At 73.7% G+C, this 24521-nt stretch carries 20 protein-coding genes; 10 read left to right on the top strand and 10 right to left on the bottom strand.

The window, feature by feature from the left end:
• Nucleotides 1-43: 43 nt before the first annotated feature.
• From EBO36_RS00540 to EBO36_RS00530, 3 genes are all read right to left on the bottom strand, one after another.
• Nucleotides 44-835, bottom strand: coding sequence for a glycosyltransferase (locus EBO36_RS00540; RefSeq protein ID WP_122825350.1), 792 nt, complete (start codon nucleotides 833-835; stop codon nucleotides 44-46).
• Nucleotides 836-934: 99 nt separating this feature from the next.
• A complete protein-coding gene (locus EBO36_RS00535; RefSeq protein WP_122822891.1) occupies nucleotides 935-1819 on the bottom strand; it encodes a DUF5926 family protein in 885 nt (294 codons plus the stop codon).
• A gap of 19 nt (nucleotides 1820-1838) precedes the next feature.
• Entirely contained in the window at nucleotides 1839-2186 is a 348-nt protein-coding gene (locus tag EBO36_RS00530) for a rhodanese-like domain-containing protein (protein WP_122822890.1), read from the bottom strand.
• 67 nt (nucleotides 2187-2253) lie between these two features.
• On the opposite strand from EBO36_RS00530, the gene pgm reads away from it, so the two are divergent.
• From pgm to EBO36_RS00510, 4 genes are all read left to right on the top strand, one after another.
• Nucleotides 2254-3936 (top strand): phosphoglucomutase (alpha-D-glucose-1,6-bisphosphate-dependent), encoded by a 1683-nt coding sequence (gene pgm, locus EBO36_RS00525; protein WP_122825349.1) that lies wholly within the window; start codon nucleotides 2254-2256, stop codon nucleotides 3934-3936.
• Nucleotides 3937-4001: 65 nt separating this feature from the next.
• Nucleotides 4002-5237 carry an MFS transporter gene (locus EBO36_RS00520; protein ID WP_164471258.1) on the top strand — a complete coding sequence of 412 codons (1236 nt, stop codon included), beginning with the start codon at nucleotides 4002-4004 and terminating at the stop codon, nucleotides 5235-5237.
• 115 nt (nucleotides 5238-5352) lie between these two features.
• A complete protein-coding gene (locus EBO36_RS00515; protein WP_122822889.1) occupies nucleotides 5353-5583 on the top strand; it encodes a DUF6458 family protein in 231 nt (76 codons plus the stop codon).
• 3 nt (nucleotides 5584-5586) lie between these two features.
• Nucleotides 5587-6654, top strand: coding sequence for an App1 family protein phosphatidate phosphatase (locus EBO36_RS00510; protein WP_122822888.1), 1068 nt, complete (start codon nucleotides 5587-5589; stop codon nucleotides 6652-6654).
• A 111-nt stretch (nucleotides 6655-6765) separates the two neighbouring features.
• Here the strand turns inward: EBO36_RS00510 and EBO36_RS00505 are convergent, their stop codons facing one another.
• The 5 genes from EBO36_RS00505 to EBO36_RS00485 are packed head-to-tail and all read right to left on the bottom strand — an operon-like array spanning nucleotide 6766 to nucleotide 11456.
• A complete protein-coding gene (locus tag EBO36_RS00505) occupies nucleotides 6766-7503 on the bottom strand; it encodes an ABC transporter ATP-binding protein (protein WP_122822887.1) in 738 nt (245 codons plus the stop codon).
• Nucleotides 7493-8248, bottom strand: coding sequence for an ABC transporter ATP-binding protein (locus EBO36_RS00500; protein WP_122822886.1), 756 nt, complete (start codon nucleotides 8246-8248; stop codon nucleotides 7493-7495). Before EBO36_RS00500 ends, EBO36_RS00505 begins: the two co-directional genes overlap by 11 nt.
• Nucleotides 8245-9378 carry a branched-chain amino acid ABC transporter permease gene (locus EBO36_RS00495; protein WP_241237097.1) on the bottom strand — a complete coding sequence of 378 codons (1134 nt, stop codon included), beginning with the start codon at nucleotides 9376-9378 and terminating at the stop codon, nucleotides 8245-8247. Before EBO36_RS00495 ends, EBO36_RS00500 begins: the two co-directional genes overlap by 4 nt.
• Entirely contained in the window at nucleotides 9362-10249 is an 888-nt protein-coding gene (locus EBO36_RS00490; RefSeq protein WP_122822885.1) for a branched-chain amino acid ABC transporter permease, read from the bottom strand. The genes EBO36_RS00495 and EBO36_RS00490 overlap by 17 nt, the downstream gene beginning before the upstream one ends.
• A gap of 7 nt (nucleotides 10250-10256) precedes the next feature.
• Nucleotides 10257-11456, bottom strand: coding sequence for an amino acid ABC transporter substrate-binding protein (locus tag EBO36_RS00485; protein ID WP_122822884.1), 1200 nt, complete (start codon nucleotides 11454-11456; stop codon nucleotides 10257-10259).
• Between the two features lie 430 nt (nucleotides 11457-11886).
• Here EBO36_RS00485 and EBO36_RS00480 point away from each other — a divergent pair, with 430 nt between their 5' ends.
• From EBO36_RS00480 to EBO36_RS00470, 3 genes are all read left to right on the top strand, one after another.
• Nucleotides 11887-12660 carry a 3-ketoacyl-ACP reductase gene (locus tag EBO36_RS00480; protein ID WP_122822883.1) on the top strand — a complete coding sequence of 258 codons (774 nt, stop codon included), beginning with the start codon at nucleotides 11887-11889 and terminating at the stop codon, nucleotides 12658-12660.
• 17 nt (nucleotides 12661-12677) lie between these two features.
• Nucleotides 12678-14744 carry an FAD-dependent oxidoreductase gene (locus EBO36_RS00475; protein ID WP_122822882.1) on the top strand — a complete coding sequence of 689 codons (2067 nt, stop codon included), beginning with the start codon at nucleotides 12678-12680 and terminating at the stop codon, nucleotides 14742-14744.
• A gap of 280 nt (nucleotides 14745-15024) precedes the next feature.
• Nucleotides 15025-15981, top strand: a complete 957-nt coding sequence (locus EBO36_RS00470) for a type IV toxin-antitoxin system AbiEi family antitoxin domain-containing protein (protein ID WP_122822881.1) — start codon at nucleotides 15025-15027, stop codon at nucleotides 15979-15981.
• A 196-nt stretch (nucleotides 15982-16177) separates the two neighbouring features.
• Here the strand turns inward: EBO36_RS00470 and EBO36_RS00465 are convergent, their stop codons facing one another.
• Together EBO36_RS00465 and EBO36_RS00460 are read right to left on the bottom strand one after the other, a co-directional pair.
• Nucleotides 16178-17053 carry a sugar phosphate isomerase/epimerase family protein gene (locus EBO36_RS00465; RefSeq protein ID WP_122822880.1) on the bottom strand — a complete coding sequence of 292 codons (876 nt, stop codon included), beginning with the start codon at nucleotides 17051-17053 and terminating at the stop codon, nucleotides 16178-16180.
• Entirely contained in the window at nucleotides 17050-18213 is a 1164-nt protein-coding gene (locus tag EBO36_RS00460; RefSeq protein ID WP_122822879.1) for a Gfo/Idh/MocA family protein, read from the bottom strand. The genes EBO36_RS00465 and EBO36_RS00460 overlap by 4 nt, the downstream gene beginning before the upstream one ends.
• Nucleotides 18214-18528: 315 nt before the next feature.
• Between EBO36_RS00460 and EBO36_RS00455 the strand changes: the two genes are divergently transcribed.
• The 3 genes from EBO36_RS00455 to EBO36_RS00445 all read left to right on the top strand — a co-directional run bounded on the left by EBO36_RS00455 (nucleotide 18529) and on the right by EBO36_RS00445 (nucleotide 24507).
• Nucleotides 18529-19821: an alpha/beta hydrolase gene (locus tag EBO36_RS00455; protein ID WP_122822878.1), complete on the top strand. Its 1293-nt coding sequence runs from the start codon at nucleotides 18529-18531 to the stop codon at nucleotides 19819-19821.
• A 286-nt stretch (nucleotides 19822-20107) separates the two neighbouring features.
• The gene (lysX, locus tag EBO36_RS00450; RefSeq protein WP_122822877.1) at nucleotides 20108-23653 is read left to right on the top strand and encodes a bifunctional lysylphosphatidylglycerol synthetase/lysine--tRNA ligase LysX; all 3546 of its coding nucleotides are present in this window, start codon (nucleotides 20108-20110) and stop codon (nucleotides 23651-23653) included.
• Complete coding sequence (locus tag EBO36_RS00445) at nucleotides 23650-24507, top strand: hypothetical protein (protein ID WP_122822876.1); 858 nt, start codon at nucleotides 23650-23652, stop codon at nucleotides 24505-24507. The genes lysX and EBO36_RS00445 overlap by 4 nt, the downstream gene beginning before the upstream one ends.
• The last annotated feature ends 14 nt before the right edge of the window (nucleotides 24508-24521 follow it).

Below are 24521 nucleotides of genomic sequence, written 5' to 3'. Positions count from 1 at the left end.
GGCCCGCGCGGGCCCCCAACAGGCGGCCTCGCGATGCGGCGGCTCAGCCGATGGCGCGGTAGGGGTGCCCGGGGCGCTGCGCGCTCGGGCGGTCCCCGAGCCGGTTCTCCGGCACCCGGGTGCCGCGGAGCCGGCGCACGTTGACCGCGAGCGCGACGTCGCGGTACTGCCGGGCGCGGTGGATCTGCCCGGCGAGGTTGTTCGTCGACGCCCGGTGGCGCAGGTCGCACGGCACCTCGACGACGGTGAAGCCGGCGACGAGGAGGTCGATGGTCATGCCGGTCTCCACGCCCCAGCCCGCGGCGAGCGGCGTGGCCGCCTCGAACGCCTCGCGGGTCATGCAGCGCTGCCCGGACAGCGGCTGGGTGGGCACCCAGCCCGTGGCCTTGGCGATCGAGCGGCGGGCGAGCCCGATGACGATGCCCCGGCCCCCGGCCCCCGGCTGGGGCGGCAGGACCGCGATGGAGCAGTCCGCCTCGCCCGCGAGGACCGGCCCGACGAGGGGCGTGACGCCGACGGCGCTCTCGCCGAGGTCGGCGTCGATGAAGAGGAGGAGCCGCGCGGGACCGTCCTCGACGTCACGCATGGCGACGACGGCGGCGCCGGTCTCCATGGCCGAGGCCTTGCCCCGGTTGACCGAGTGGCGCACGACGACGGCGCCCGCGGCACGCGCGACGTGCTGGGTGCGGTCGGTGGAACCGTCGTCGACCACGAGCACGAGGTCCACGTGCGGGATGGCCCGGGCCGCCCGGACCGTGGCGGCGATGCGCTCCGCCTCGTCCTTCGCAGGGATGACGACGGCAACGCGCTGGGGCTGCCGGTCGCCGTCCACGATCCTCAGCCTAGTCACAGTCGGCCACTGCCGGTCGCTCGCTCCGCGCGCCGACCCTCGAGGGGGCGGGCGGTGCGGGACGCAGACATGGACAGGACGGTCTCAGCGGAGCGTGACCTGGCGGGACACGATGCCCGCGCGGGCGCGCCGTGCCTCGGCGTCGAGCGGCTCGGTCTCGGCAAGCGCCGCGGTGAGGCGCGCGTCCATCTGCGCGCACGGTCCGGCGAGCTCGTCCGCCTCCGTGCCCGGGGCGAGCTCCCACACGGGCACGAGGATGCCGCAGGAGCGGAAGGCCCCGACGAAGCGCGAGCCCTCGTCGAGCGCCGACTCGCGGCGCGCGTGAAGGCGGGCGATGGCGTCGAGGACGTCCTCCTGCGCCTCGGGGCGCGCCCAGCGCAGGAACTCCCGGCCCATCCGGCACCAGTACGCGGAGGTGACGCCCTCGACCTGCGCCGTGGGGACGATCCCACCGCTGGACTCCTCGATGGCCGCCTCCATCTCCGGCGTGCGCTCGGCGGTGGAGGACAGCCAGAAGGCGAAGTTCTCGTGGAGGACGGGCTCGAACGGGACGTCCAGGTCGAGCACGTCCTGCAGCCGCGGGCCGGGCTCGAGGATGCCGACCGTGGTGAGCGGCTGCCCCGGCTCGAGCTCGAGGGCGGCGAGCAGGGCCGCGGCGACGTCGCGGCTGGCGTCGCCGGACTTCGCGGCGGTCTGCAGCGCGACGAGCACCTCCCCGTCCTCGCGGTGCAGCGCCGGCCAGACCTCGGGGAGCATGGAGACGATGGTGACGTCACGGGCGCCGTACTCCGGCGTGGTGCGCACCCGGGCGGTCGCCGCGGGGACGACCTCGCGCATGGCGACCCAGTCGGTCTCGCCCGGCAGTCCCTCGAAGGGGCGCTCGACGAACGGCACCTCGGCCGGGCGCTGACGCTTCTCGGTCGACCGCTTCTCGTTGATCGCGGCCCGCTGGCGGCTCTTCTTACCCATGGGGCCTCACCCTACGGGGCTAGACGACGACGGGCGGCGCACCGCCCTCGCCGGCCAGCGGCAGCCCCGCGCGTTCCCAGGCCTTCATGCCGCCGTCGAGGTTGCGGGCCTCGAACCCCGCACGCGCGAGCCAGGCGGTGGCCCGGGCGGACCGGCCGCCGGACCGGCACACGACGATGAGGTCCGCCTCGGGGAGCTCGTCGACGCGGGCGGGCAGCTCGCCGAGGGGGATGTGGACCGCGTCGGGCGCGTGGCCGGCGTCCCACTCGTCCTGCTCGCGGACGTCGAGGAGGGCCCAGCCCTCGGGCACGGGGGCGCTGGGGTCGAGGTCGGCGACGGTGAGGTCCTGGCTGTCGGTCTGATCCATGCCCACCAGCCTAGGCACGCCCGTGGCGCGGGGGCAGCCCCGCCGTCGCGGTGGCAAGATCGGCGGCATGCATGAACGCGCCGGAACCCGTGCCCTGCCCGAGGACCTCATCGACCCGGTGGCCGTCGTCGACGCCTACTACCAGCGCACGCCCGACGTCGACGACCCGGCGCAGCAGGTGGTGTTCGGGACGTCCGGCCACCGTGGCTCGAGCCTGGACGGCGCGTTCAACGAGGCGCACATCATCGCCACGACCGCCGCCATCGTCGAGTACCGGCGCAGCCAGGGCATCGACGGGCCCCTGTACCTGGGCCGTGACACCCACGCGCTCTCCGAGCCGGCGTGGCGCACGGCGGTCGAGGTCCTCGCCGCCGCGGGCGTGGAGCTGCGGGTCGACGCCCGCGACTCGTGGACCCCCACCCCGGCCGTCTCGCACTCCATCCTGCGCACCAACGGCGCCGGCACCACCGGCGGCGTCCGCATCGCCGGTCCCGGCCTGGCGGACGGCATCGTCGTCACGCCCTCGCACAACCCCCCGCGCGACGGCGGGTTCAAGTACAACCCGCCCCACGGCGGGCCGGCCGGCTCCGACGTCACGGGCTGGATCGCCGCCCGCGCGAACGAGATCCTGCGCACCGGCGTGGGCGCCGTCCCCCGCGTGCCCGTCGAGCGCGCGCTCGCCGCGGAGACCACCCGCAAGAACGACTTCCTCACCGCCTACGTCGACGACCTCGCCAACGTGCTCGACATGCGCGCCATCGCCCAGGCCGGCGTGCGGATCGGCGCAGACCCGCTGGGCGGGGCCTCGGCGGAGTACTGGGGGATCATCGGCGAGCGGTACGGGCTCGACCTCACCGTCGTCAACCCGCAGGTCGACCCGCGCTGGTCCTTCATGACGCTGGACTGGGACGGCAAGATCCGGATGGACTGCTCCTCGCCGTCGGCGATGGCGTCCCTGCTCTCCGTTATGCAGCCCGCCGACGGCGGCCCCGCGCCGTACGACATCGCCACCGGCAACGACGCCGACGCCGACCGGCACGGCATCGTCACCCCCGACGGCGGCCTGATGAACCCCAACCACTACCTCGCCGTCGCCATCGAGTACCTCTTCACGCACCGGCCCGGCTGGCCTCGGGACGCGGCGATCGGCAAGACGCTCGTCTCCTCCGCGCTCATCGACCGCGTGGCCGCCGGGCTCGGCCGGCCGCTGCTCGAGGTGCCGGTGGGCTTCAAGTACTTCGTCCCCGGGCTCCTCGACGGGTCCGTGGGCTTCGGCGGCGAGGAGTCCGCCGGTGCCTCGTTCCTGCGCACCGACGGCACCGTGTGGACCACGGACAAGGACGGGATCCTCCTCGCGCTGCTCGCCTCGGAGATCCTCGCGGTGACGGGACGCAGCCCGAGCCAGCTCCACACCGAGCTCGTCGACCGCTACGGCACCTCCGCCTACGCCCGGGTCGACGCGCCCGCGACGCGCGAGCAGAAGGCCCGGCTCGCCGCCCTGCGCCCCGAGCAGGTCGCCGCCACGACGCTCGCGGGCGACGACATCACCGCCCGGCTCGTCGAGGCCCCCGGCAACGGGGCGGCGATCGGCGGGCTCAAGGTGACGACGGACAACGCCTGGTTCGCCGCCCGTCCCTCGGGCACCGAGGACGTGTACAAGATCTACGCCGAGTCGTTCGCCGGGCCGGAGCACCTGGCCCGGGTGCAGGCGGAGGCAACCACCGTCGTCGACGCCGCCCTGCGCGACTGAGCGCCCGCCGGTCGGCGGCGTATTGCCGTCGACCGGCGCGGACGCGCGGTGCGAGACTGGTCCCCGTGTTCCGGCCCTACCGAGAGATCCTCGCTCGCCCGGGTGCGCTGAGCTTCTCCGCCGCCGGGCTGGTGGCCCGCCTTCCCATCTCCATGGTGGGCATCGGCATCGTCCTCATGGTCTCCGAGCTCTACGGCTCGTACGGCATGGCGGGGCGGGTCTCCGCCGTCTTCGTCGTCGTCCAGGCCATCTGCGCGCCGCAGCTGGCCAAGCTCATCGACCGACGCGGGCAGGCGGCCGTCATGCGACCGGCCCTCGCCGTCGCCTGCACGGGCCTGACGGCCCTCGTGCTCGCGGCCGTCGCCGGCGCGCCCGAGTGGGCGCTCTACCTGGCCGCCGCCGTCGCGGCCTCGTCGATCGGCTCGATGGGCGCCCTGGTCCGCGCCCGCTGGGGCGCCCTGCTCGGCACGCCGCGCGACCTGCACACCGCCTACTCCCTCGAGTCGGCGCTCGACGAGGTCGCCTTCATCGTCGGGCCGGTGCTCGCGACGACGCTCGCGACGGCCGTCGCGCCGTGGTCCGCGCTCGTCGTGCCGATCCTCGCCGCCTTCGTCGGCGGGTACTGGTTCCTCGCCCAGCGCGCGACCGAACCGCCGCCGGCGCCGCGCGAGCCGGGCGTGCGCACGGGCACCATCCTCTCCGGTTCGATGGTCGCTGTCGCGGGCGTCTTCGCCGCCGTCGGCGCGATCTTCGGGGGCATCGACGTCGCCGTCGTCGCCTTCGCGGAGGAAGAGGGCTCCAAGGGCGCCGCGGGGTTCGTGCTCGCGGTGTTCGCGCTCGGCTCGCTCGCCGCGGGCCTGGCCTACGGTGCCCGGCACTGGCGGAGCCCGCTCTGGGCACGGTTCACCGTCGGGACCTGCGTGCTCGCCGCGGGCGTCTCCACCTTCTTCCTCGTCGGTTCCCTGCCGGTGCTCGCCGTCGCGGGGTTCGTCGCCGGGCTCGCCATCGCCCCGACGATCATCACGGGCAACGCCCTCGTCCAGGCGGTCGTCCCGCCGCAGCGGCTCACCGAGGGGCTCACGTGGCTGACCGCTGCCATGGGCATCGGGGTCTCGGTGGGATCGACCGGTGCCGGGACGGCGATCGACGCGTACGGCTCCCGCGGCGGGTTCACCGCCGTCGCCGTCGCCGGCGCGGCCGCCGTCCTCGCCTCGCTGGCGGGAGGCCCCGCCCTGCGCGCCCGGACGCGCGCCGAGGAGGTGCGCGTGCCGAGCGCCGCGGAACCACCGGGCGCGGCGTAGGGGCGCGGCGCAGGAACGACGCGGACGCGTGTCTCGGCGTGCGGATGATCAGCTCCACCGCCAGACTGGCGGCATCCGCCCCGCGTTCGCGGGTGCCAGAGCAAGGGAGCGTCACATGGGTGTCGGTGGAGGAATCTTCCTCATCGTGGTCGGGGCGATCCTCGCCTTCGGCCTGGAGCCGGACGCGTGGGAGGTCTTCAACCTCAACACCATCGGGTACATCTGCATGGCCGTCGGCGTCCTCGCGATCATCATCGCGCTCGTCATGCAGAACCAGCGCCGCAAGACGAGCCACACCGAGTACGTGGAGCGCCGCGACCTCGGCAACCCGCCGCCCGCCCGCTGACGCATGGTGCTCTCGCAGTCCGGTGCCGCGCTCGAGGACGCCCTCAACCGGCGCCTCGTCCCCTTCCTCCGACGCCGCGGGTGGGCGCCGCGCACGGTGAGCTTCACCGGGTACGGCTCCCCCGACTCGCTCCGGGTGCTCGGGCGCGTCCTGCTCGCCCGGCCCGGGGAGACCAGCACGTCCGCGGACGTCTCGGCGTCCTCACGCGAGCTCGACGAGGCCGAGGAGGCGCAGCGCGGGTGGCGGTCCTTCATGACCGCGCAGGTGGCGCACCTGCCCGTCGTGGTCCGCGCCGGTGAGCGGGAGTTCCACACCCGCACCGACCGCGGGGGTTACATCGACCTCCTCGTGCCCGGCCACGGCCTCCCGCCCGGCTGGCACGACATCACCATCGAGGCCAAGGCCGCGGAGCCGGTGTCCGCGCGGGTGCTCGTCGTCGCCGCCGACGTCCGGTTCGGGCTGGTCTCCGACATCGACGACACCGTGATGGTCACCTATCTCCCGCGCCCGTTCATCGCGGCGTGGAACACCTTCGTCCGGCACAGCAACGCCCGCAAGCCGGTCCCCGGCATGGCCGCGCTCTACCGCGACGTCCTCGCGGACCACCCCGGGGCGCCGATCTTCTACCTCTCGACGGGGGCCTGGAACGTCGTCCCCACCCTGACGAAGTTCATGCGCCGGCACGACTTCCCCCTCGGCCCCATGCTCATGACCGACTGGGGACCGACGAACACCGGGTGGTTCCGCAGCGGGCAGGAGCACAAGCGCACCGCGCTGCGGCGCCTCGTCATCGAGTTCCCCGACATCCAGTGGCTGCTCGTCGGCGACGACGGCCAGCACGACCCGCTGATCTACGGGGAGCTGGCCAGGGAGCACCCGGACCACGTCGCGGCCATCGCCATCCGTGAGCTCACCGCAGCCGAGCAGGTTCTCGCCCACGGCACGCCGAACGCCCCGGAGGAGCCGGCGACCAGCCGCCAGGCGCAGCGCGAGCACGCCGTCACGGTGGTCAGCGGGCCCGACGGCGAGGCGCTCGCCGACGCCCTGCGCGGCGCGCTGCCCTCGGCCTGACGGCGGCATCCGCGGAGGACCGACTCCCGGCCTGGCGGCATCCACACCGGCCGCCACGTACGCGCTGACGCTCGCCTCGCGCCGGGCCCCTTGCCGGGGCCCGGCGCCGGCTCATGCCGTCGCCGGCCGCCCACCGAGGTAGAGGTCGCTGAGCTTGGGGTCGGCGAGCAGCTCCGCCGCCGGCCCCGTGGCGAACACCCGGCCGAGGTCGAGCACGCACCCGATGTCGGCCATCTCCAGCGCGCGGCGGGCGTTCTGCTCGACGAGCAGCACCGCCACCCCGGCGTCCCGCATGCGGGCCACCTGCTCGAAGACCGTCGTCGTGCGCTTGGGGTCCAGGCCCATCGACGGCTCGTCGAGGAGCACGACGTCCGGGCGGACGATGAGCGCGCGGGCGAACTCCACCTGCTTCTGCTGGCCGCCGGACAGCAGCCCGGCGGTCGAGGTCCAGCGCTCGGCGACGACCGGGAAGACGCTCTTGACGAAGTCGCAGCGCTCGCGCAGCGAGGACTGGTCGGCCACCGAGTAGCCGCCGAGCATGACGTTCTCCTCGACGGTCATCTCGCGGAAGACGCTGTGGCCCTGGAGGACGTGGGACAGCCCGGCGCGCAGGAGCTCCTGCGGGGACCGGCCGGTGACGTCCGTGCCGTTGAGGGTGATGGACCCGGACCGGGGCTTGAGGAGGCCGCTGGCCACCTTGAGCACCGTGGACTTGCCGGCGCCGTTGGGCCCGACGAGGCAGACCACCTCGCCGCGGCGCACCTGGACGGACAGGCCCCGCAGGACGAGCGCGGCCTTGCCGTACCCGGCCTCGATGTCGGTGAGCTCGAGGACGACGTCAGACGCCAAGGTAGGCCTCCAGGACTCGCGGGTCGGACTGGATGACGTCGGGCGTGCCGGTGGCGATGGGCCGGCCCCGGTCGAACACGACGATGTGGTCGCACAGCTTCATGATGAGCTCCATGTTGTGCTCGACGATGATGAACGTCTTGCCCTCGTCGTTGAGCTCGCGGACGAGCACGGCGATCCGCTCGATGAGCGAGGGGTTCACCCCGCCGGCGGGCTCGTCGAGCATGACGATCGGCGGGTCGGACATGAGCGTCGACCCGAGCTCGAGGAGCTTCTGCTGGCCGTAGGAGATGTCCCGGGCCTCGGCGCTCTCGAGGTGGTCGATGCCCACCCGCGCGAGCATCTGGCGCGCCTTGGCCACGGTGGCGGGGCTGCGGGTGCCTCCGAGGTACTCGCGCAGCCCGTGCGGCTGGACCGCCACGAGCATGTTCTCCAGGACGGTCATCCGCGGGAAGACGCGGCACAGCTGGAAGCTGCGCCCGATGCCCGCGCGGGCGATCCGGTGGGGCGACCACCGGGTGATGTCCCGGTCCTGGAGGAGCACCGTGCCGGCGTCGGGCTTGATCATGCCGGTGACGCAGTTGAAGAAGGTGGTCTTGCCGGAGCCGTTGGGCCCGATCAGCCCGTTGACCTTGCCCTCGAGGAACTCCACGGTGGCGTCGTCGACGGCGCGAACGCCGCCGAACGCCTTGGTGAGGCCCTGAGTGGCGAGGACGGTCCGCGTCGTGCCGTGGGTGGTGCTCATGAGCCTTCCTTTCCGGTCGCGGGGTCCGCTCCGGTCGTCGCGTCCGCCGTGGCGCGCTCGTCCTGCTGGGCGCGCAGGTCCTCGGCGGAGAGCTCGCGGATCGACGTCGCCTGCGGCCGGAACCGCTGCAGCAGCTGGTGCACGCCAGTGAGCACGCCGTCAGGCAGGAAGAGGACGACGACGGCGAGGAGCAGGCCGGTGGCGACGAGGTGGAACTGGGTCTCGCCGTAGTTGAGGACGAAGTACTCCAGCGCGACGCCGACGACGATCGCGCCGACGAGCGGGCCGAACAGGTAGCGGACGCCCCCGAGGAGCGCCATGAGCACGATGTTCGAACCGAGCACGACGTCGAACTGGAAGATCGGGTCGAGGTCGCCGAACCAGAGGCCGTACATCCCGCCGGCCACCGCGACGAAGAACGCCGAGAGGATGAAGGCGACGAGCTTGAGGCGACCGGTGGGAACGCCGAGCGACTCGGCCTTGTCCTCGTCCTCGCGCACGGCCTTGAGCCCGGCCCCGAACCGCGAGTAGTCGATGACCAGCCAGGCGAGGAGCACAAGCGCGAGCAGCCCGAGGAAGAGGAAGAAGAACAGCCGGTGGTGCTCGGGGCGCAGCAGGTCCGGGAAGGGCCGCGGGACGACGAGCCCGTTGGAGCCGCCGGTGACGCTGCGGGCGCTCTGGAAGACGAGCTGGAGGACGAGGACGAGCGCGATCGTCACGATGACGAAGGACGCCCCCCGCACCCGCAGGGCAGCGAAGCCCACGGGGATGGCGATGACCGCGGTGGCGACCGCCGCCAGCGCGAGCGCGAGGAACGGCGGGATCTCCGTGTGGATGACGAGCAGCGCCGTGCCGTAGGCGCCGAGGCCGAAGAAGGCCGCGTGACCGAGGGAGATGTACCCCGTGAAGCCGCCCATGATGTTCCACGCGGTGGCGAACACGGCGTAGTTGAGGACGACCACCCCGGCGCTGAGCATGTACGGGTTCGGAGCGATGCTCGGCCAGAAGGCGAGGACCGCGATGACGACGGCAATGGTGACCACCGGCCGCAGCCGGCTGGGCGAGCCGCCGCCGGCAGCGGGGCTGCGCGTGGTGGGGGCGAGCGTGACGGGGCTAGAAGCGCTGGGCAAGACGACCTCCGAAGAACCCCTGGGGCCGGACCATGAGGGTCAGGAACAGGGCGAGGTAGAAGATGGTCTGGGCCCACGTCGGCCCCATGGGGATCTCGAGCATGACGCGCATGATCCCGAGAAGGAGGGCGGCCAGCGCCGCACCGGGGATGCTGCCCAGCCCCCCGACGACGATGATCGCCATCAGCGGGCCGATCCAGTGCCAGTGCAGCGAGGGGTAGATCGTCGCCTGGAGGGACAGGGCCGCACCGCCGACGGCGGCGGTGGCCAGCCCGAGGCCGAACCCGTACCCGGACACCTTGGCGGTGTCGATGCCGACGAGCTGCGCCGCCTCCTTGTGCTGGATCGTTGCGCGCAGGGCCCGCCCGAACCGCGTCTTCTTGAGGAGGAGGTACAGCGCGGCCAGGCTGAGCGCCGCCAGGGCGAAGGAGACGATCTGGACGACGGGGATGGCGGCGCCGAAGAGATTGACGCTGCTCGAGCCGTAGGGCAGGTTGATGCGCCGCTGGGTGCCGGTGAACGCCATGCCGAGCAGGCCCTCGATGATGAGGGCGATGGCGATGGTGAGGAGCACCGACATCATCGTCATCGTCGCCGGCCGCAGCCGGGACAGCAGCCAGCGCTGGATGGCGAACCCGATGAGGAAGAACAGCGGCACGGTGACGACCAGCGAGAGCAGCGGGTCGAGGCCGGTCAGCGTCGCGAAGCGCCATGCCAGGTACGCCGACAGGATGATGAAGGCGGAGTGCGCGAGCATGACGACCCGCATGATGCCGAAGTAGAGGGTGAGGCCGGCGGCCAGCAGGGCGTACAGGCCGCCCAGCAGGATGCCGAGGATCAGGCTCTGGAAGAGCAGGGCTCCGGAGACCACAGGTCTGTCACCACTCCGGCTTGGGGTAGACGAGCTCGGCCTGCGCGGTGTCGCCCGGCAGCACGATCTGGATCTCCTCGCCGACGTACTGCAGGATCATGTGCGCGCCGTTGGGGCGGCCCGCCTCGTCCCAGGCCAGCGGCCCGACGACGGTCTCCACGGTGTTCTCGTGGAGCCAGTCGATGAGCTCCTGCTGGCACTCGCCCTGCTCGGCGCAGCCCACGGCCTCGACGGCGGCCTGGACCACCTGGCCGGTGGTGTAGCCGTTGGCCTCGTCCTCGCCCGGGTCGATGCCGTGCAGCTCGTTGTGCACCTCGATGAACTCGGCGTTGGAGGGCCACTCCGCAGCCAGCGAGTAGCCGGTCGGCGAGAGGATCCCGTCCACGGCCCCGCCGATGGCCTCGAGGAACTCGGGGTTGGTCGGGGCGGTGGAGAAGGCCGCCATCCGCGGCTGGTAGTTGAGCTGCTGGAGCGCGAGGATGAGGTTGACCGCGTCCTGGTACTGCGTGCCGCCGACGACCAGGTCGGGGTCGGCGTCGACGATCTGCGCGGCGATCGCGCTCATGTCGGTGGCGTTCGGCGGGTAGACCTCGTCGACGACCACGTCCACGCCGCCCTCGGCGAGCTTGTCCCGCAGGCCGTAGGCGGTGCCCTGGGCGAACGGGTCGTCCATCGCCGCGACCGCCATGGTCTGCGGGCGCTGGTCCTCGGGCAGGGCGAGGATGTACTCGGCGAGGTGGTTGTAGTGGTCGGGCGCGATGGCGGGCGCCGCGTAGAAGATGTTCTCGAAGCCGTTCTCGAAGACCTCGGCGGCCGCGGCGGCCGGCTCGACGAAGAGCATCCCGTACTCCGAGGCCACGCGGGAGGCCGGGACGACGAGGCGGGTGGAGAAGGGACCGAAGAGCAGGTCGACCTCCTCCTGGGCGATGAGGGCCTCGTAGTCGGAGACCACGCGGCCGGCGTCGGAGGCGTCGTCGAGGATGACGAGCTCGACCTGGCGCCCGAGCAGACCGCCGTTGCTGTTGACCTGCTCCGCCCACGCCTCGTAGCCGCGCTCGACGCCCTTGCCGGGCTCGGCGAAGTCACCCGTCAGGGGCAGGGAGACGCCGATGCGGATCGGGTCGTCCTCGCCGCCTCCGCCGGTCTCCGTGCCGCCGCCGCCACCGGAGCTGCATGCTCCCAGTGCCAGGGCCGCGACTGCGGTCATCCCACCCCATCGGGCCAACGTCTTCGTCGACATCCCGTCCTCCTCCATTGGTCTCAGGCGCGCTCGAAAGCGCTTTCCGGACAGTAGGGCCTGGGGTGCCCGCGGCGCAAGGCCGATTCGTGATCGACATCACGTTGTGACCTGGGAGCCGCAGGATGTCGCGCTCGGCACGCTCGCCGGCGAGGCTCCCGGCGGGGGCGGGGCGGGCGTCACCGCAACGCCGGGGCGGCCCGGGGGCGGCGGACGCTTTTGTCCGGCGGCCGGCGTGGCGGTGGTCGAGAGCCACCCCGCGCCCCGCCGACCGGCGCGCGACCAGCTGGGTCCGGACCCGAGCGGACCCGTCGCGGGGAAAGCGCTTGCCCCATGCGCCCGCCCTGCGCCATGATGACCGGGCGGCGCGCGCGCCCGCACTCGACGGAGAGGACGAGACGTGCCGAAGGTAGCGATGGTGACCGGGGGCAACCGCGGCATCGGACTGGGCATCACCACCCGGCTCATGGACGAGGGCTTCGCCGTCGCGATCCTCGCCACCCGGGAGGAGCCCGCCGATCTCATGGCCTCACTCCGCGAGCGGGGCGAGGCGATCTACGTCCGCGGCTCCGTCGCCGAGCTCGCCGACCACCGGCGCTACGTCGACGCCACGCTCGAGCGGTGGGGACGCATCGAGGTCCTCGTCAACAACGCCGGCGTCGCCCCCGCGGTGCGCGACGACCTCCTCGTCGCGACCCCGGAGAGCTACGACCGCGTCATGGACATCAACCTGCGCGGCCCCTACTTCCTCACCCAGCTCGTCGCCCGCACGATGGTCGAGCGGCGCGGGGAGCTCACGGCACTGCCCGACGAGCCGGTCGGCACCATCGTCAACGTCTCCTCGACGTCCGCCGTCACCGTCTCGACCAACCGTGGCGAGTACTGCCTCTCCAAGGCGGGGATGGCGATGTCGACCCAGTTGTGGGCGGCGCGCCTGGCGCCGGAGGGGATCCTCGTCTACGAGATCCGCCCCGGCATCATCGCGACCGACATGACGGCGGGCGTCTCGGCCAAGTACGACGCCTTCTTCGCCGCCGGCGGCGCCCCGATCCCGCGCTGGGGCCGGCCCTCCGACGTCGGCGGTGCGGTCGCGCAGCTCGTCGCCGGCCAGATGCCCTACTCCACCGGCGACGTCATCAACGTCGACGGCGGCATGCACATCCCCACCCTGTGACCGCGAGGAGCGACTCCGTGAGCAGCCACGAGCCCCGGACCCTGCGCATCGCCGGGCGCGAGGTGCCCGTCATCACCGCCAACACCGTCGTCGTCGGCACCGGCTCGGCCGGGTACTGCGCCGCCGAGCGGCTCGTCGAGTTCGGCCAGGACGACGTCGTCATGGTGACCGACAAGGTCGGGGCGGGCGCCAGCCGCAACGCGGGCTCGGACAAGCAGACGTACTACAAGCTCACACTCTCCGGCGACACGGGCGACTCGGTGCGGGAGATGGCCCAGACCCTCTTCGCGGGCGGCGCGATGGACGGGGACAACGCCCTGGCCGAGGCCGCGCTCTCGGCGCGCGCCTTCCTCCACCTCGCCGACCTCGGCGTCCCCTTCCCCCAGAACCGCTACGGGGAGTTCGTCGGGTACAAGACCGACCACGACCCGCGCCAGCGCGCGACCTCCGTGGGCCCCTACACCTCGCGGAGCATGGTCGAGCAGCTCGAGAAGCGCGTGCGGGCGAACGGCACCCGCGTGTACTCCGAGTGCCGCGTCGTCGACGTCCTGCACCATGACGGCGCGGTCGCCGGCCTGCTGCTCCTGCGCACCGACGTCCCCCACGACGGCGAGCGCAGCCCCTACCTGCTCGTGCGCTGCACCAACGTCGTCTACGCCACGGGCGGGCCGGCCGGCCTCTACGCCGTCCGCGTCTTCCCCCACGGCCAGTGGGGCGCGTCGGGGGCCGCCTACCGGGCCGGCGTCCGGGGCAAGGGCGTCACCGAGTGGCAGTTCGGCCTGGCCTCGACCAAGCCGCGGTGGAACGTCTCGGGCACGTACATGCAGGTCGTCCCCCGGTTCGTCTCCACCGACGACGACGGCGGCGACGAGCGGGAGTTCCTCACCGAGGCGATCCCGGACTACGGCCGGCTCATGACGCTGACCTTCCTCAAGGGCTACCAATGGCCCTTCGACGTGCGCAAGGCCCGCGACGGCTCCTCGCTCATCGACCTGCTCGTCTACCGCGAGACGGTGCTGCGCGGCCGGCGCGTGTACCTCGACTTCCGGCGCAACCCCGTGCGCGAGGAGTTCGACCCCTCCGCCCTCGACCCCGAGGCGTACGCCTACCTCGAGAAGGCCGGCGTGCTCTTCGGGACGCCGATCGAGCGGCTCAAGCACATGAACCTGCCCGCCTACGAGTTCTACCTCAACAAGAACCCGTACGTGGACCTCGAGCGGGAGATGCTCGAGGTGGACGTGTGCGCCCAGCACAACAACGGCGGGCTGCTCGTGGACGCCTGGTGGCAGTCGAACCTGCCGGGCTTCTTCCCCGTGGGCGAGGCCGGCGGCGCCCACGGCGTCTACCGCCCCGGCGGCGCGGCGCTCAACAGCGGGCAGGTCGGCGCGACCCGGGCGGCGCAGTTCATCGCGGCGCAGCGCGGCGCGGAGCCGGTGGCCGAGGCGGCATTCGTCGCGGCCGCCGAGCCGGCCCTGCGGGACGCCGTCGAGCTGGTCGGGCGGGCGACGGCGCGGGCCGCGCAGGGCGCCGAGGACAACACCGGTGACCTGCTGAGCGCCGCCGGCGAGCTCATGAGCGCCAAGGCCGGTCCCGTGCGCTCGCGCCGGTCGATCGCCGAGGCGCTCGAGCAGGTCGAGGAGTGGCTCGGCACCTACCGGGACCTCGTCGTCGCCGACGCCGGGTCGCGCCGTGCGGTCAACCGCGCCTTCCTCGTGCGGGACATCCTCACCACCGCCCAGGTCTACCTCACGGCGATGGCCGACTACGTCGACAACGGCGGCCGCTCCCGCGGATCGGTCCTCTACACCGACCCGGGCGGCTCGCTGCCGCTCGTCGGGTACGGGCCCGACGCGGCGCGGGAGCTCGACCTGCCCGACCTCTTCCGGTTCGCCCTGGACGACGGCGCCCTCGACGACGCCGTCCAGGAGGTCTCGTGGACGGCGCACCGCGCGGCGGACCCGGCGTCGGCGAGCGAGGCGGGGGAGGTCGACATCGCGTGGCGCCCGCGCCGGCCGATCCCGGAGGCCGACGACTTCTTCGAGAACGTCTGGCGCGAGTACCGGGAGGACCAGAACATCCGCTGACCAGGGCGGTTGGCGGAGCACCGGCCCACGCTCGCGCAGCCCCGCGCTCCCCACCGCAACGTGCTGGGAAAGGACCACCTGCGAGTCCATATCCAGCACGGTGAACGTCGTCGCGCCCCGTCCTCGCGCCAGCCCAGCGCTCCCGCCCTCGCCAACGTCGCGCCTCGCGAGCGCTACCGCCTCCCGGGCCTGCCTCCACAGCGGGAGTCCGAGCGCCGCCGTCCACAACTCCGTGCCGTCACGCCGCGGCAGGCACCCGCCGTCGAGCACGGTGGGCCGCATGACGCCGGACCGCGCCAGGATCGACCGTCTCGCCGGCCGCCAGCACTTCGTCGTGACTCGCCGCCAGGTCCTCGAGCTCGGGGCTTCAGCGACGTGGTTGCGGCACCAGGTCGTGACCGGGCGGTGGCGCCGGTTGCATCCGGGCGTGTACGTCAACCACCACGCGGCACTGGACTGGATGACCCGCGCGTTCGCCGCGCTGAGCTACGCCGGCCGGGACGCGGCACTGTCGCACACCGCCGCGAGCATGTGGTGGTTCGAGAAGCCGACGGCACGCCGCCTGCGCCCCGACGAGCCCATCGAGGTGAGCGTCCCCTTCAGGCGCACCGTCCAGCCACAGCCGGGACTCATCATTCATCGGCGACGACTCATGCCGGCGGTGTGGTCGGGCGCGGTGCGGGCGACCACGGCACCCGAGACTGTGCTCGACCTCGTGGCGCGCGCCGACCGGCTCGACGACGTCGTCGGGATCCTCACGCGCGCCACCAACACACTCCGACCGGAGGAGATCCGGGCCGTCGCCACGGCACGCAGCAGGCTGCGGCACCGGGACCTGGTCCGTGACGTCCTCGCCGAGGTGGCGCACGGCGTCGAGTCCCCGCTCGAGCTGCGCTACCGCCGCGGCGTCGAGGTAGCCCACGGCCTCCCGCGCTCTGAGCTGCAGGTGCGCGAGCGCCTGGGAGAGGCGTGGATCCGCGCCGACTGCCGGTACCGCGCGCACCGGGTGCGGGTCGAGCTCGACGGTCGGCTGGCGCACCCGGGCGGGCGCACCGACGAGGACACGTGGCGAGACAACGCCGCGCTGCTCGCGTCGGGCGAGATCACCCTGCGATACCGGTGGAGCCATGTCGCGGGAGCCCCGTGCCGTACGGCTGTCCAGGTCGCCGAGGCGCTGCGGGCCGGCGGCTGGGGCGGCGCACTGCGGCGATGCAGTCCGCACTGCACCGCGCGGTAGAAGCACGCGGCGCGGCGGGGGACTCGGGCACCCGGCGCGACGCGGTGGGCGCTCCAGCCTCGACGGCGCCCGCGCCCGCGCTCGCACCCGGCTACGTGCTGGGTTCGGACCACCAGTTGGTCCACATCCAGCACGTTCACCGATGGGACCGGGGCGCATGGGCGCGCCGAGGGCGGCGCACCCGCGCGAGCGGCGCTCAGAGGTAGGGGCGCACCAGGCGGTCGTAGCGGTCGGCGATCGTGGCGACGACCTCGTCACCGGGGGCGTCCCAGATCGCCTGGTTGAAGATCTCGACCTCGACGTCGCCGGTGTACCCGGCCTCGCCGACCCACCGGGAGATCGTGGCGAAGTCGACGTACCCGTCACCCATGTAGCCGCGCGAGAGCAGGGCGTCATCCGCGAGCGGGAGCACCCAGTCGCACACCTGGTAGCCCGCGAGCCGCCCCTCGGCGCCGGCCCGGGCGATCTGCGACGCCAGCTTCGGGTCCCACCACACGTGATAGGTGTCGACGACGACCCCCACGGCCTCCGCCGGGAAGTCCGCCGCGAGGTCGAGCGACTGCTCCAGCGTCGACAGCACGCCGCGGTCGGCGGCGAAGATCGGGTTCATCGGCTCGAGGACGAGGCGCACGTCGTGCTCGGCGGCGAAGGGCACGAGCTCGCCGATCCGGTCGGCGACGCGCCGGCGCGTGGCGACGAGGTCGCGGTCGCCGTCGGGCAGCGCGGCGGTCCCCGGCTCCGGGCACGCCGGCAGCCCGCCCACCACCATGACAAGCTCGCGGGTCCCGAGGGTCGCCGCCTCGACGATCGCGGCCCGGTTGTCCTCGAGCGCCGCGCGCTGACCGGCCTCGTCCACCGCGGTGAGGAACCCGCCGCGGCACAGGGAGGAGACCCGCAGGCCGGCCTCGCGCACGACCGCGGCCGCACGCTCGAGCCCGGCCTCGGCCACACGGTCCCGCCACAGGCCGACCGCCCCGAGGCCGGCACGCGCCGCGACGTCCACCGCCTCGTCCAGGGTGAGCGACTTCGTCGTCGCGGTGTTGAGGGAGAGCCGGGAGAGGTCCGCGCTCACAGGGTGATCTCCGGGATCTCCAGGCGCCGCCCCTCGGCCGACGAGCGCAGGCCGAGCTCGGCGAGCTGCACGCCGCGCGCCGCCGACAGGAGCCCGTAGCGGTGGGGGCGGCCGGCGACGACGTCGCGGAGGAACTCCTCCCACTGCGCCTTGAACCCGTTGTCGAGGTCGGCGTTCGCCGGGACCTCGAGCCACTGGTCGCGGAAGGGCTCGGTCACCGGCAGGTCCGGGTTCCACACCGGCTTGGGCGTGTGGGCACGCTCCTGCGCCACGCAGGTCCGCAGGCCGGCGACGGCGGAGCCGTGGGTCCCGTCGACCTGGAACTCGACGAGCTCGTCGCGGTGGACGCGCACCGCCCACGAGGAGTTGATCTGGGCGACGACGGGGTCGCCGTCGGGAGTGGTGACCTCGAAGATCCCGTACGCGGCGTCGTCGGCGGTGGCGGGGTACTCGCGGCCCTCCTCGTCCCAGCGCGTCGGGATGTGGGTCACGGCCTTGGCGGTGACGGCGTCGACCCGTCCGAGGATGCCCTCGAGGACGTAGTTCCAGTGGCAGAACATGTCGACGACCATGCCGCCGCCGTCCTCCTTGCGGTAGTTCCAGCTGGGGCGCTGGGCGGGCTGGACGTCGCCCTCGAAGACCCAGTACCCGAACTCGCCGCGCAGCGAGAGGATGCGGCCGAAGAAGCCCTGGTCGACGAGGCGGCGGAGCTTGACCAGGCCGGGCAGGTAGAGCTTGTCGTGGACGACGCCGGCGGTCACGCCGGTCTCCTCGCCGAGGCGGGCGAGCTCGACGGCCTCCTCGAGCGTCTCGGCCGTGGGCTTCTCGGTGTAGATGTGCTTGCCGGCCTTCATCGCGGCGGTGAGCGTCGCCTTGCGCAGCGAGGTGAGCTGGGCGTCGAAGTAGATGTCGATGCTCGGGTCCGCCATGACCGCGTCGACGTCGGTGGTCCAGTGCTCGACGCCGTGCTGCTCGGCGATCTCCCGGACCGCGTGCTCCCGGCGGCCGACGAGGATCGGCTCCACCTGGACGCGGGTGCCGTCCTCGAGGAGGAACCCGCCCGCGTCACGGATCGGCAGGATCGAGCGGACGAGGTGCTGGCGGTACCCCATCCGGCCGGTGATTCCGTTCATCGCGATCCGCAGCGTGCGCGTGCTCATGTGCTCTCCAGGAAGACGTGCCGACATTGGCAGAAATATGGGAATGCGCTTTCCAACTTAGTGAGGGCCGACACCGCTGTCAAGGCGTCGGGCGATCGCGTGCGACGCGCCGGAGAACCGCAGCCGTCGCGCGTCGAGCCGGTGCCGCCCCGCCTCCCACGGAGGCCGGGTCGACGGCGCAGCACAGGTGCGGTGGCTGCCGCGAGCGCGCGCAGACAGGGGTCCCGAGCCGCGTCGCTCCGAGGCACGCCCGGGCGCGACGGGCGCAGCCGCGACATCATGGCGGGACAAGTGGGGGCGATCCGAGGAGTCCGCGTGGACGCGACGACGACGACCGATGACGCGAGGACGACGTCCGACGACCCGGGGCGGCAGCGGCCCGGCCGGCTCCAGGGACGCCGCCGGCACCACGTCCACCGCGACGCCCTCGCGTCCTGGTGGACCGCGGTCGGGCTTGCGGCCGTCGCCCTCGCCGCACTCGTCGCCTCATGGCGCCGGCACCATCCGCACCCCGCCCCGAATGCCCAAGCACCGCACCCCGCCCCTCACCACCCCACGGCAGCGCGCCACGACGTCGGGCGCGCCCGCCGACGCTGGTCCCGCCGCCGACGCTGGATCGTCCGCGGGGCCGGTGCGGTGGCCCTCCTCGGCGCCGCGGGCATCGCGGTCAACACCCATGTCGGGTTCGTCCCGGACGTCGAGGGCCTGCGCCTCCGCCTGCGCCTCGGGAGCGGCCGTTCGGTGGTCCCCCAGCCGACCGCACCGGCGAACAGGTCGTCCGGCGCCGGGCTCGCGGCCATCTCGCCCGACCCGCCGCAGGGCCGCGGCTCGGCCGGTGCGGTCCGGATCCCCGCGCCGACCGACCTCCGCATCCCCTCCGACACCGCCTGGGTCTACACGCCACCCGGGTACGACCCGTCGGGACGCACCCTCTACCCGACGCTCTACGTGCTCCACGGGTCACCCGGCTCGGCGGTGGACTGGATGGCCTCCGGGCTGCCCGGTGTGCTCGACTCGCTCATCACCTCCGGCGTCGTCCGGCCGATGATCGTCGTCGCGCCCGACACGAACGCGGTCGGCACCAACGAGTCCTCGTGCCTCGACTCCTCGACGGGCGGGTCACAGGTCGAGACGTACCTGACCTCGGTCGTCGTCCCCTGGGTCGACACGCACTACCCCGTCGCGTCCCACTGGCGCTACCGCGCGATCGGCGGGATGTCGTCGGGGGCGTACGGGGCGCTCGACCAGGGCCTGCGGCACCCCGAGCTGTACGGGACGATCCTGGCGATCCTGCCGTACGACCACCCCGGCGAGGGCGGGACGCGGCAGCTGTCGACGCAGGCCGAGATCGACGCGCACTCCCCTGGCGTCTACGTGGACACGATCGACCTCCCGCACCCCCTCGGGGTCTTCCTCGACTACGGGGAGCTGGTCACCGACGACGAGGAAGGCGCCACGGCCCGCAAGCTGGCGGCCCGGCTGCGCGCGCGGGGCGTCGACGTCCTGCTGCGGTCCGAGCCCGGCCTGGGCCACACGTGGACGATGGCGCTGGTCGCCCTGCCCCACGGCGTCGAGTTCTTCGAGCACCAGATGAGGCAGGCGGGCTGACGGCTGCCCGCCCGGCGCCCCGGGGCGCGGACACCAGAACGGCGGAGCCACCTTTCCCACCTATTGCGCGGGTACCCGGGCACGGGCACATTGGGCGCACCCGCTTCTCGCGTCGTGGGGGGCGCGGTCGCGGCACGGAGCCGCGCCACCCGGGCGGGGAGTTCGTGCGGGCGGGAACCCGGGGGGGTCCATGACGCGCACGCCTGCCAACCACCCGCACCGCCGCGCGCCGTCCGGCCAGCCGGCAGGCAGTGGCGCGAGCACCCCCGCAACGGGTGCGTCGCCCATGTCCGGCCCGAGGGCCGACGGCGGAGCCGGGGTCGGTTCCCCCGACGCCGGCGCTGCCAAAACCGCGGCCGCCGGCGCTGCCGCAGCCGCGGCCGAGGGCACGTCCGGCTCAGCCACCGCCCGCTCCGGAGCCCCCGCCGGAACCGGGGCCGCCCGACGTACCCGAGGCGCCCGGGCCGCCCGGACCGGACCGGCCGGGCCCGGCACCCCGCGCGGCCGGGGCGGGCCGGCCTGGGCGAACCGCGTCGCACTGGGGACGGGACGGGCGGTCCAGGCGATCGCGATCTGGCTCCTCGTCGGGCTCGTCCTCCAGCCCTCCCTTCCCGGCCCCGTCCACGAGGTCAGTCGCTGGCTGTCCGTGCTCAACGTGCCGAGCCAGCCCGGGTTCTTCTCCGTGGTCCTCGTCGGGGTCGTGGCGTCCGGTCTCCTGCGCCGGCTGCGCGCGGCCCTGTGGTTCGTCATCCTGGTCTGGCAGCTGCCCAGCCTCGTCGTCGGAGTCCTGGCCGCCGTCGCCGTCGTCACGGGCGAGCCACTGGTGCGCACGCTCGACGTCGCCCCCACCGACGTCATCGGGGCGGTGGTCGCGGCGGTCGTCATCCCTCTCCTCGTCGCGGCGCGGCCGGCGTTCCAGGCTCGGCTCCGGTCGGGGGCGTGGTGGCAGGGGGCGCTGGTGACCGTCGCCGGGATCGTGCTGGCGACGGTCGTGGCGTTCCTCCTCCTGCGGGTCGTCCCGGACTCCGTCGGCGGGCCGGGCGACGCGTTGCAGTGGAGCGCGTCCCACGCCGTCGGCATCCACCCCGGCGGCGCGGCAGGCGACGCACCGGCCTGGGTGGGCGTCGTCGCGAGCCTCATCTCGGCCGTCGGCCTCCTGGTCGGCCTCGCGATCTTCCTGCGGTCGTCGACGGGTGACCCCGCTCGCCGCGCGGAGGACGCGCTCGCCGTCCGGCGGCTGCTCCTCGAGGACGGGGCGGAGGACTCCCTCGGGTACTTCGCGACCCGCGACGACCGGTCGGCGGTGTTCGCGTCCAACGAGCGGGCGGCCGTCTCCTACCGGGTCGTGTCCGGGGTCAGCCTCGCGGCCGGAGACCCGGTCGGCGACCCCGATGCCTGGCCGGACGCGATCGGCCGTTGGCTCGACCACGCGCACACCCACGGGCTGATCCCGGCTGTCACCTCGACGAGCGAGGCCGGGGCGAGCGCCTACCGGGACGCCGGCCTCCACCCGCTGCTCATGGGGGACGAGGCGGTCATCGACACGCGCCGGTTCGACCTGACGAACCCGGCCATGCGCCCGGTCCGGCGCAGCGTCGAGCGGGTCCGCGCGGCGGGCTACGAGGTCCGGGTCCGCCGGCAGAGCGCCATCGCGCCCGCCGAGCTCGCCGAGCTCGTCGACGCCGCCGACCGCTGGCGCCGCGGGGACGAGCGCGGCTACTCGATGGCGCTCGAACGCCTGGGCGACCCCGTGGACCCGCGCGTGGTGATCGTCTCCGCCCACGACGCGGACGGGGCGTGCCGCGGGATCCTCTCCTTCGTCCCCTGGGGCCGCCGCGGGCTCTCGCTCGACGTCATGCGCCGGTCCCCCGACGCCGTCGGCGGGGTCACCGAGACGATGGTGTCGGGGCTGGCGACGGCGTCCCGCGACCTCGGGGTCGACCGGATCTCGATGAACTTCGCGATGTTCCGCGAGACGTTCGAGCTGGGCGAGCGCATCGGGGCCACGCCCGTGCAGCGGCTGAACCGCCGCGTGCTCCTGCTCGCCTCGCACTTCTGGCAGCTGGAGCAGCTCTACCGGTCCAACGAGAAGTACCTGCCCGACTGGCAGCCCCGCCTCCTGTGCTACGAGGCGGGCAGCCAGCTCACGCGGGTCGTCTTCGCCCTCGGGCAGGCCGAGGGGTTCCTTCCCCGCACGCCGCGCTGGCTCACCGGGGCGGAGGACCGCGACGCGCCCGACCCCGAGCGGCACACCCCCGCCTTCGTCGCCCAGGTGGTGGCGCAGGAGGACGAGCTGCTCGCGGTGACCCCGCCCGTCCGGCGCCTCACCGAGCAGCAGCGGGTCCGGCACGCAAAGCTCGACGTGCTGCGGCAGGCGGGGATGGACCCGTACCCGGTCGCGGTGCCGCGGACGCACGGCATCGGCCAGGTGCGGGCGCTCCTCGCCACCTCTGCCGGAGAGGCCGGCGACGGCGCTCCCGCCCAGGTGAGCCAGGTGGCGGTGGTCGGCCGCCTCGTGCGCCTGCGCGACCTCGGCGGGGTGGTCTTCGCCGTGCTCCGCGAGGGCACCGACGAGGTCCAGGCGATCCTCACCGCCGACGGCGGCGCCGACGTCGGGCAGTGGCGTCGCACCGTCGACCTCGGTGACCAGGTCAGCGTGACGGGGACGCTCGGGCGCAGCCGGAGCGGCGAGCCCAGCGTCGTCGTCTCCTCGTGGCGGATGGCAGGGAAGGCCCTCACCCCGCCGCCCGACAAGCACCGCGGCCTGGTCGACCCCGAGACGCGGCTGCGGCTGCGCTACATGGACCTCGCCCTGCACGACCGCGCCGAGCACCTGCTGCGCGCCCGGTCGGTCGCCGTCTGGTCGATCCGACGGTCGCTCACCGACCAGGGGTTCCTCGAGGTCGAGACCCCGATCCTCCAGCGCATCCACGGCGGCGCGAACGCCCGCCCCTTCCGCACGCACATCAACGCGTACAACATGGACCTGTACCTGCGGATCGCCCCGGAGCTCTACCTCAAGCAGCTCATGGTCGGGGGCGCCGGGCGGGTGTTCGAGCTCGGCCGGAACTTCCGCAACGAGGGCGTCGACGCGACCCACAACCCCGAGTTCACCTCGGTCGAGGCCTATGCGGCGTTCGGGGACTACCTCACGATGCGCGACCTCACCCGCGAGCTGATCGTCGCCGCCGCCGTGGCCGTGCACGGCGAGCCGGTCGCGCACCGCCCCGACGGCTCGGTGGTCCGCCTCGACGGCGAGTGGCCGAGCATCGGGGTGCACGAGGCCGTCTCCCGGGCCGTCGGCGCCGAGATCACGCCCGACCTGCCGCTGGCGGACCTGCGCCGGGTCTGCGAGGAGCGCGGCGTCGCGTGGGACGTCGAGGAGACCCACGGGGCCCTGGTCAACGAGCTGTACGACCGGTTCGTCGAGGGGCAGACGGTGGAGCCGACGTTCTACCTCGACTTCCCGGTGGAGACCTCGCCGCTCACCCGCCAGCACCGGCACGACCCGCGCCTGGCGGAGCGGTGGGACCTCGTCGCCTTCGGCGCTGAGCTCGGCACCGCCTACTCCGAGCTGGTCGATCCCGTCGAGCAGCGGGCCCGCCTCACGCAGCAGTCGATCCTCGCCGCCGCGGGCGACCCCGAGGCCATGGAGATCGACGAGGACTTCCTCGCGGCGCTGGAGTTCGCGATGCCCCCCACCGGTGGCGTAGGCATCGGCGTCGACCGCGTCGTCATGACGCTCGTGGGCGCGTCGATCCGGGAGACGCTCGCCTTCCCGTTCCTGCGTCCCTCGGGCCGGACGTCCGGGCGGGCCGGAGGCCGGCGATGACGCTCGCCCTGCTCGCGGTCACCGCCACCGCGATCATCTACGGCACCACCACGATCATGCAGGCGATCGCCACCCGGCGCAGCCACGGCCTGTCCGCGCTGGCCCAGCCGCTCGTCGTGGCCGCCCTCGTCCTCGACGGCGTGGGCTGGCTGCTCTCGCTCGTCGCCCTCGACCGTTTGCCGCTGTTCGTCGTGCAGGCGATCCAGGCCTCGTCCGTCGTCGTGGTGGTCGTCCTCGCACGGTTCGTCCTGGGGACGCGGTTCCGGGTCCGCGACGGCGTCGCGATCGCCGTCGTCGTCGGGGCGCTCGTCGTGCTCGCGCGCGCATCGGGCGAGCAGCCGGCGACCACCCCGCCGGCCGGCTTCACCCTCGCGATGATGGTGGCGTCGCTCGTGCTCGCGGTCGTCACGGTCGCCTTGTACCGGCGCGGCGGCGCCCTCGTGCTCGCGCTGGCGGGTGGGCTCGGGTACTCCGGCGCGGCGATCGCCGCGCGCGGGCTGCACGCGGCAGACGGGCTCCTCGAGACCGTGCTGCAGCCGCTCGCGGTCCCACTCGTCGTGTGCGGGGCGTGCGGTGCGCTCGCGTCGCTGCGCGCGCTCGAGCAGGGCGCCGCGGGCACGATCTCCGCGGTGCTCTCGGTGACCGAGGTGGTCGTCCCCGGCGTGATCGGCGTCCTCGTCCTGGGGGACACGGTCCGGCCCGGGTGGGCGCTCTGGGCGGTGCTGGCGGTGCTGGCCGCGCTCGCCGCGTGCACGGTGCTCGCGATGAGCCCGGCGAACCGGCAGGCCGAGGACGCCGGTGCCGGTGCCGGTGCCGGTGCCGCACCGTCGCCGATGACGGAGCCGACGCCGTAGTGCTCGTCGGGCCC

This window comes from Georgenia faecalis (assembly GCF_003710105.1).
Lineage (GTDB): Bacteria > Actinomycetota > Actinomycetes > Actinomycetales > Actinomycetaceae > Georgenia_A > Georgenia_A faecalis.
This window is presented reverse-complemented; position numbering and strand designations above follow the sequence as displayed.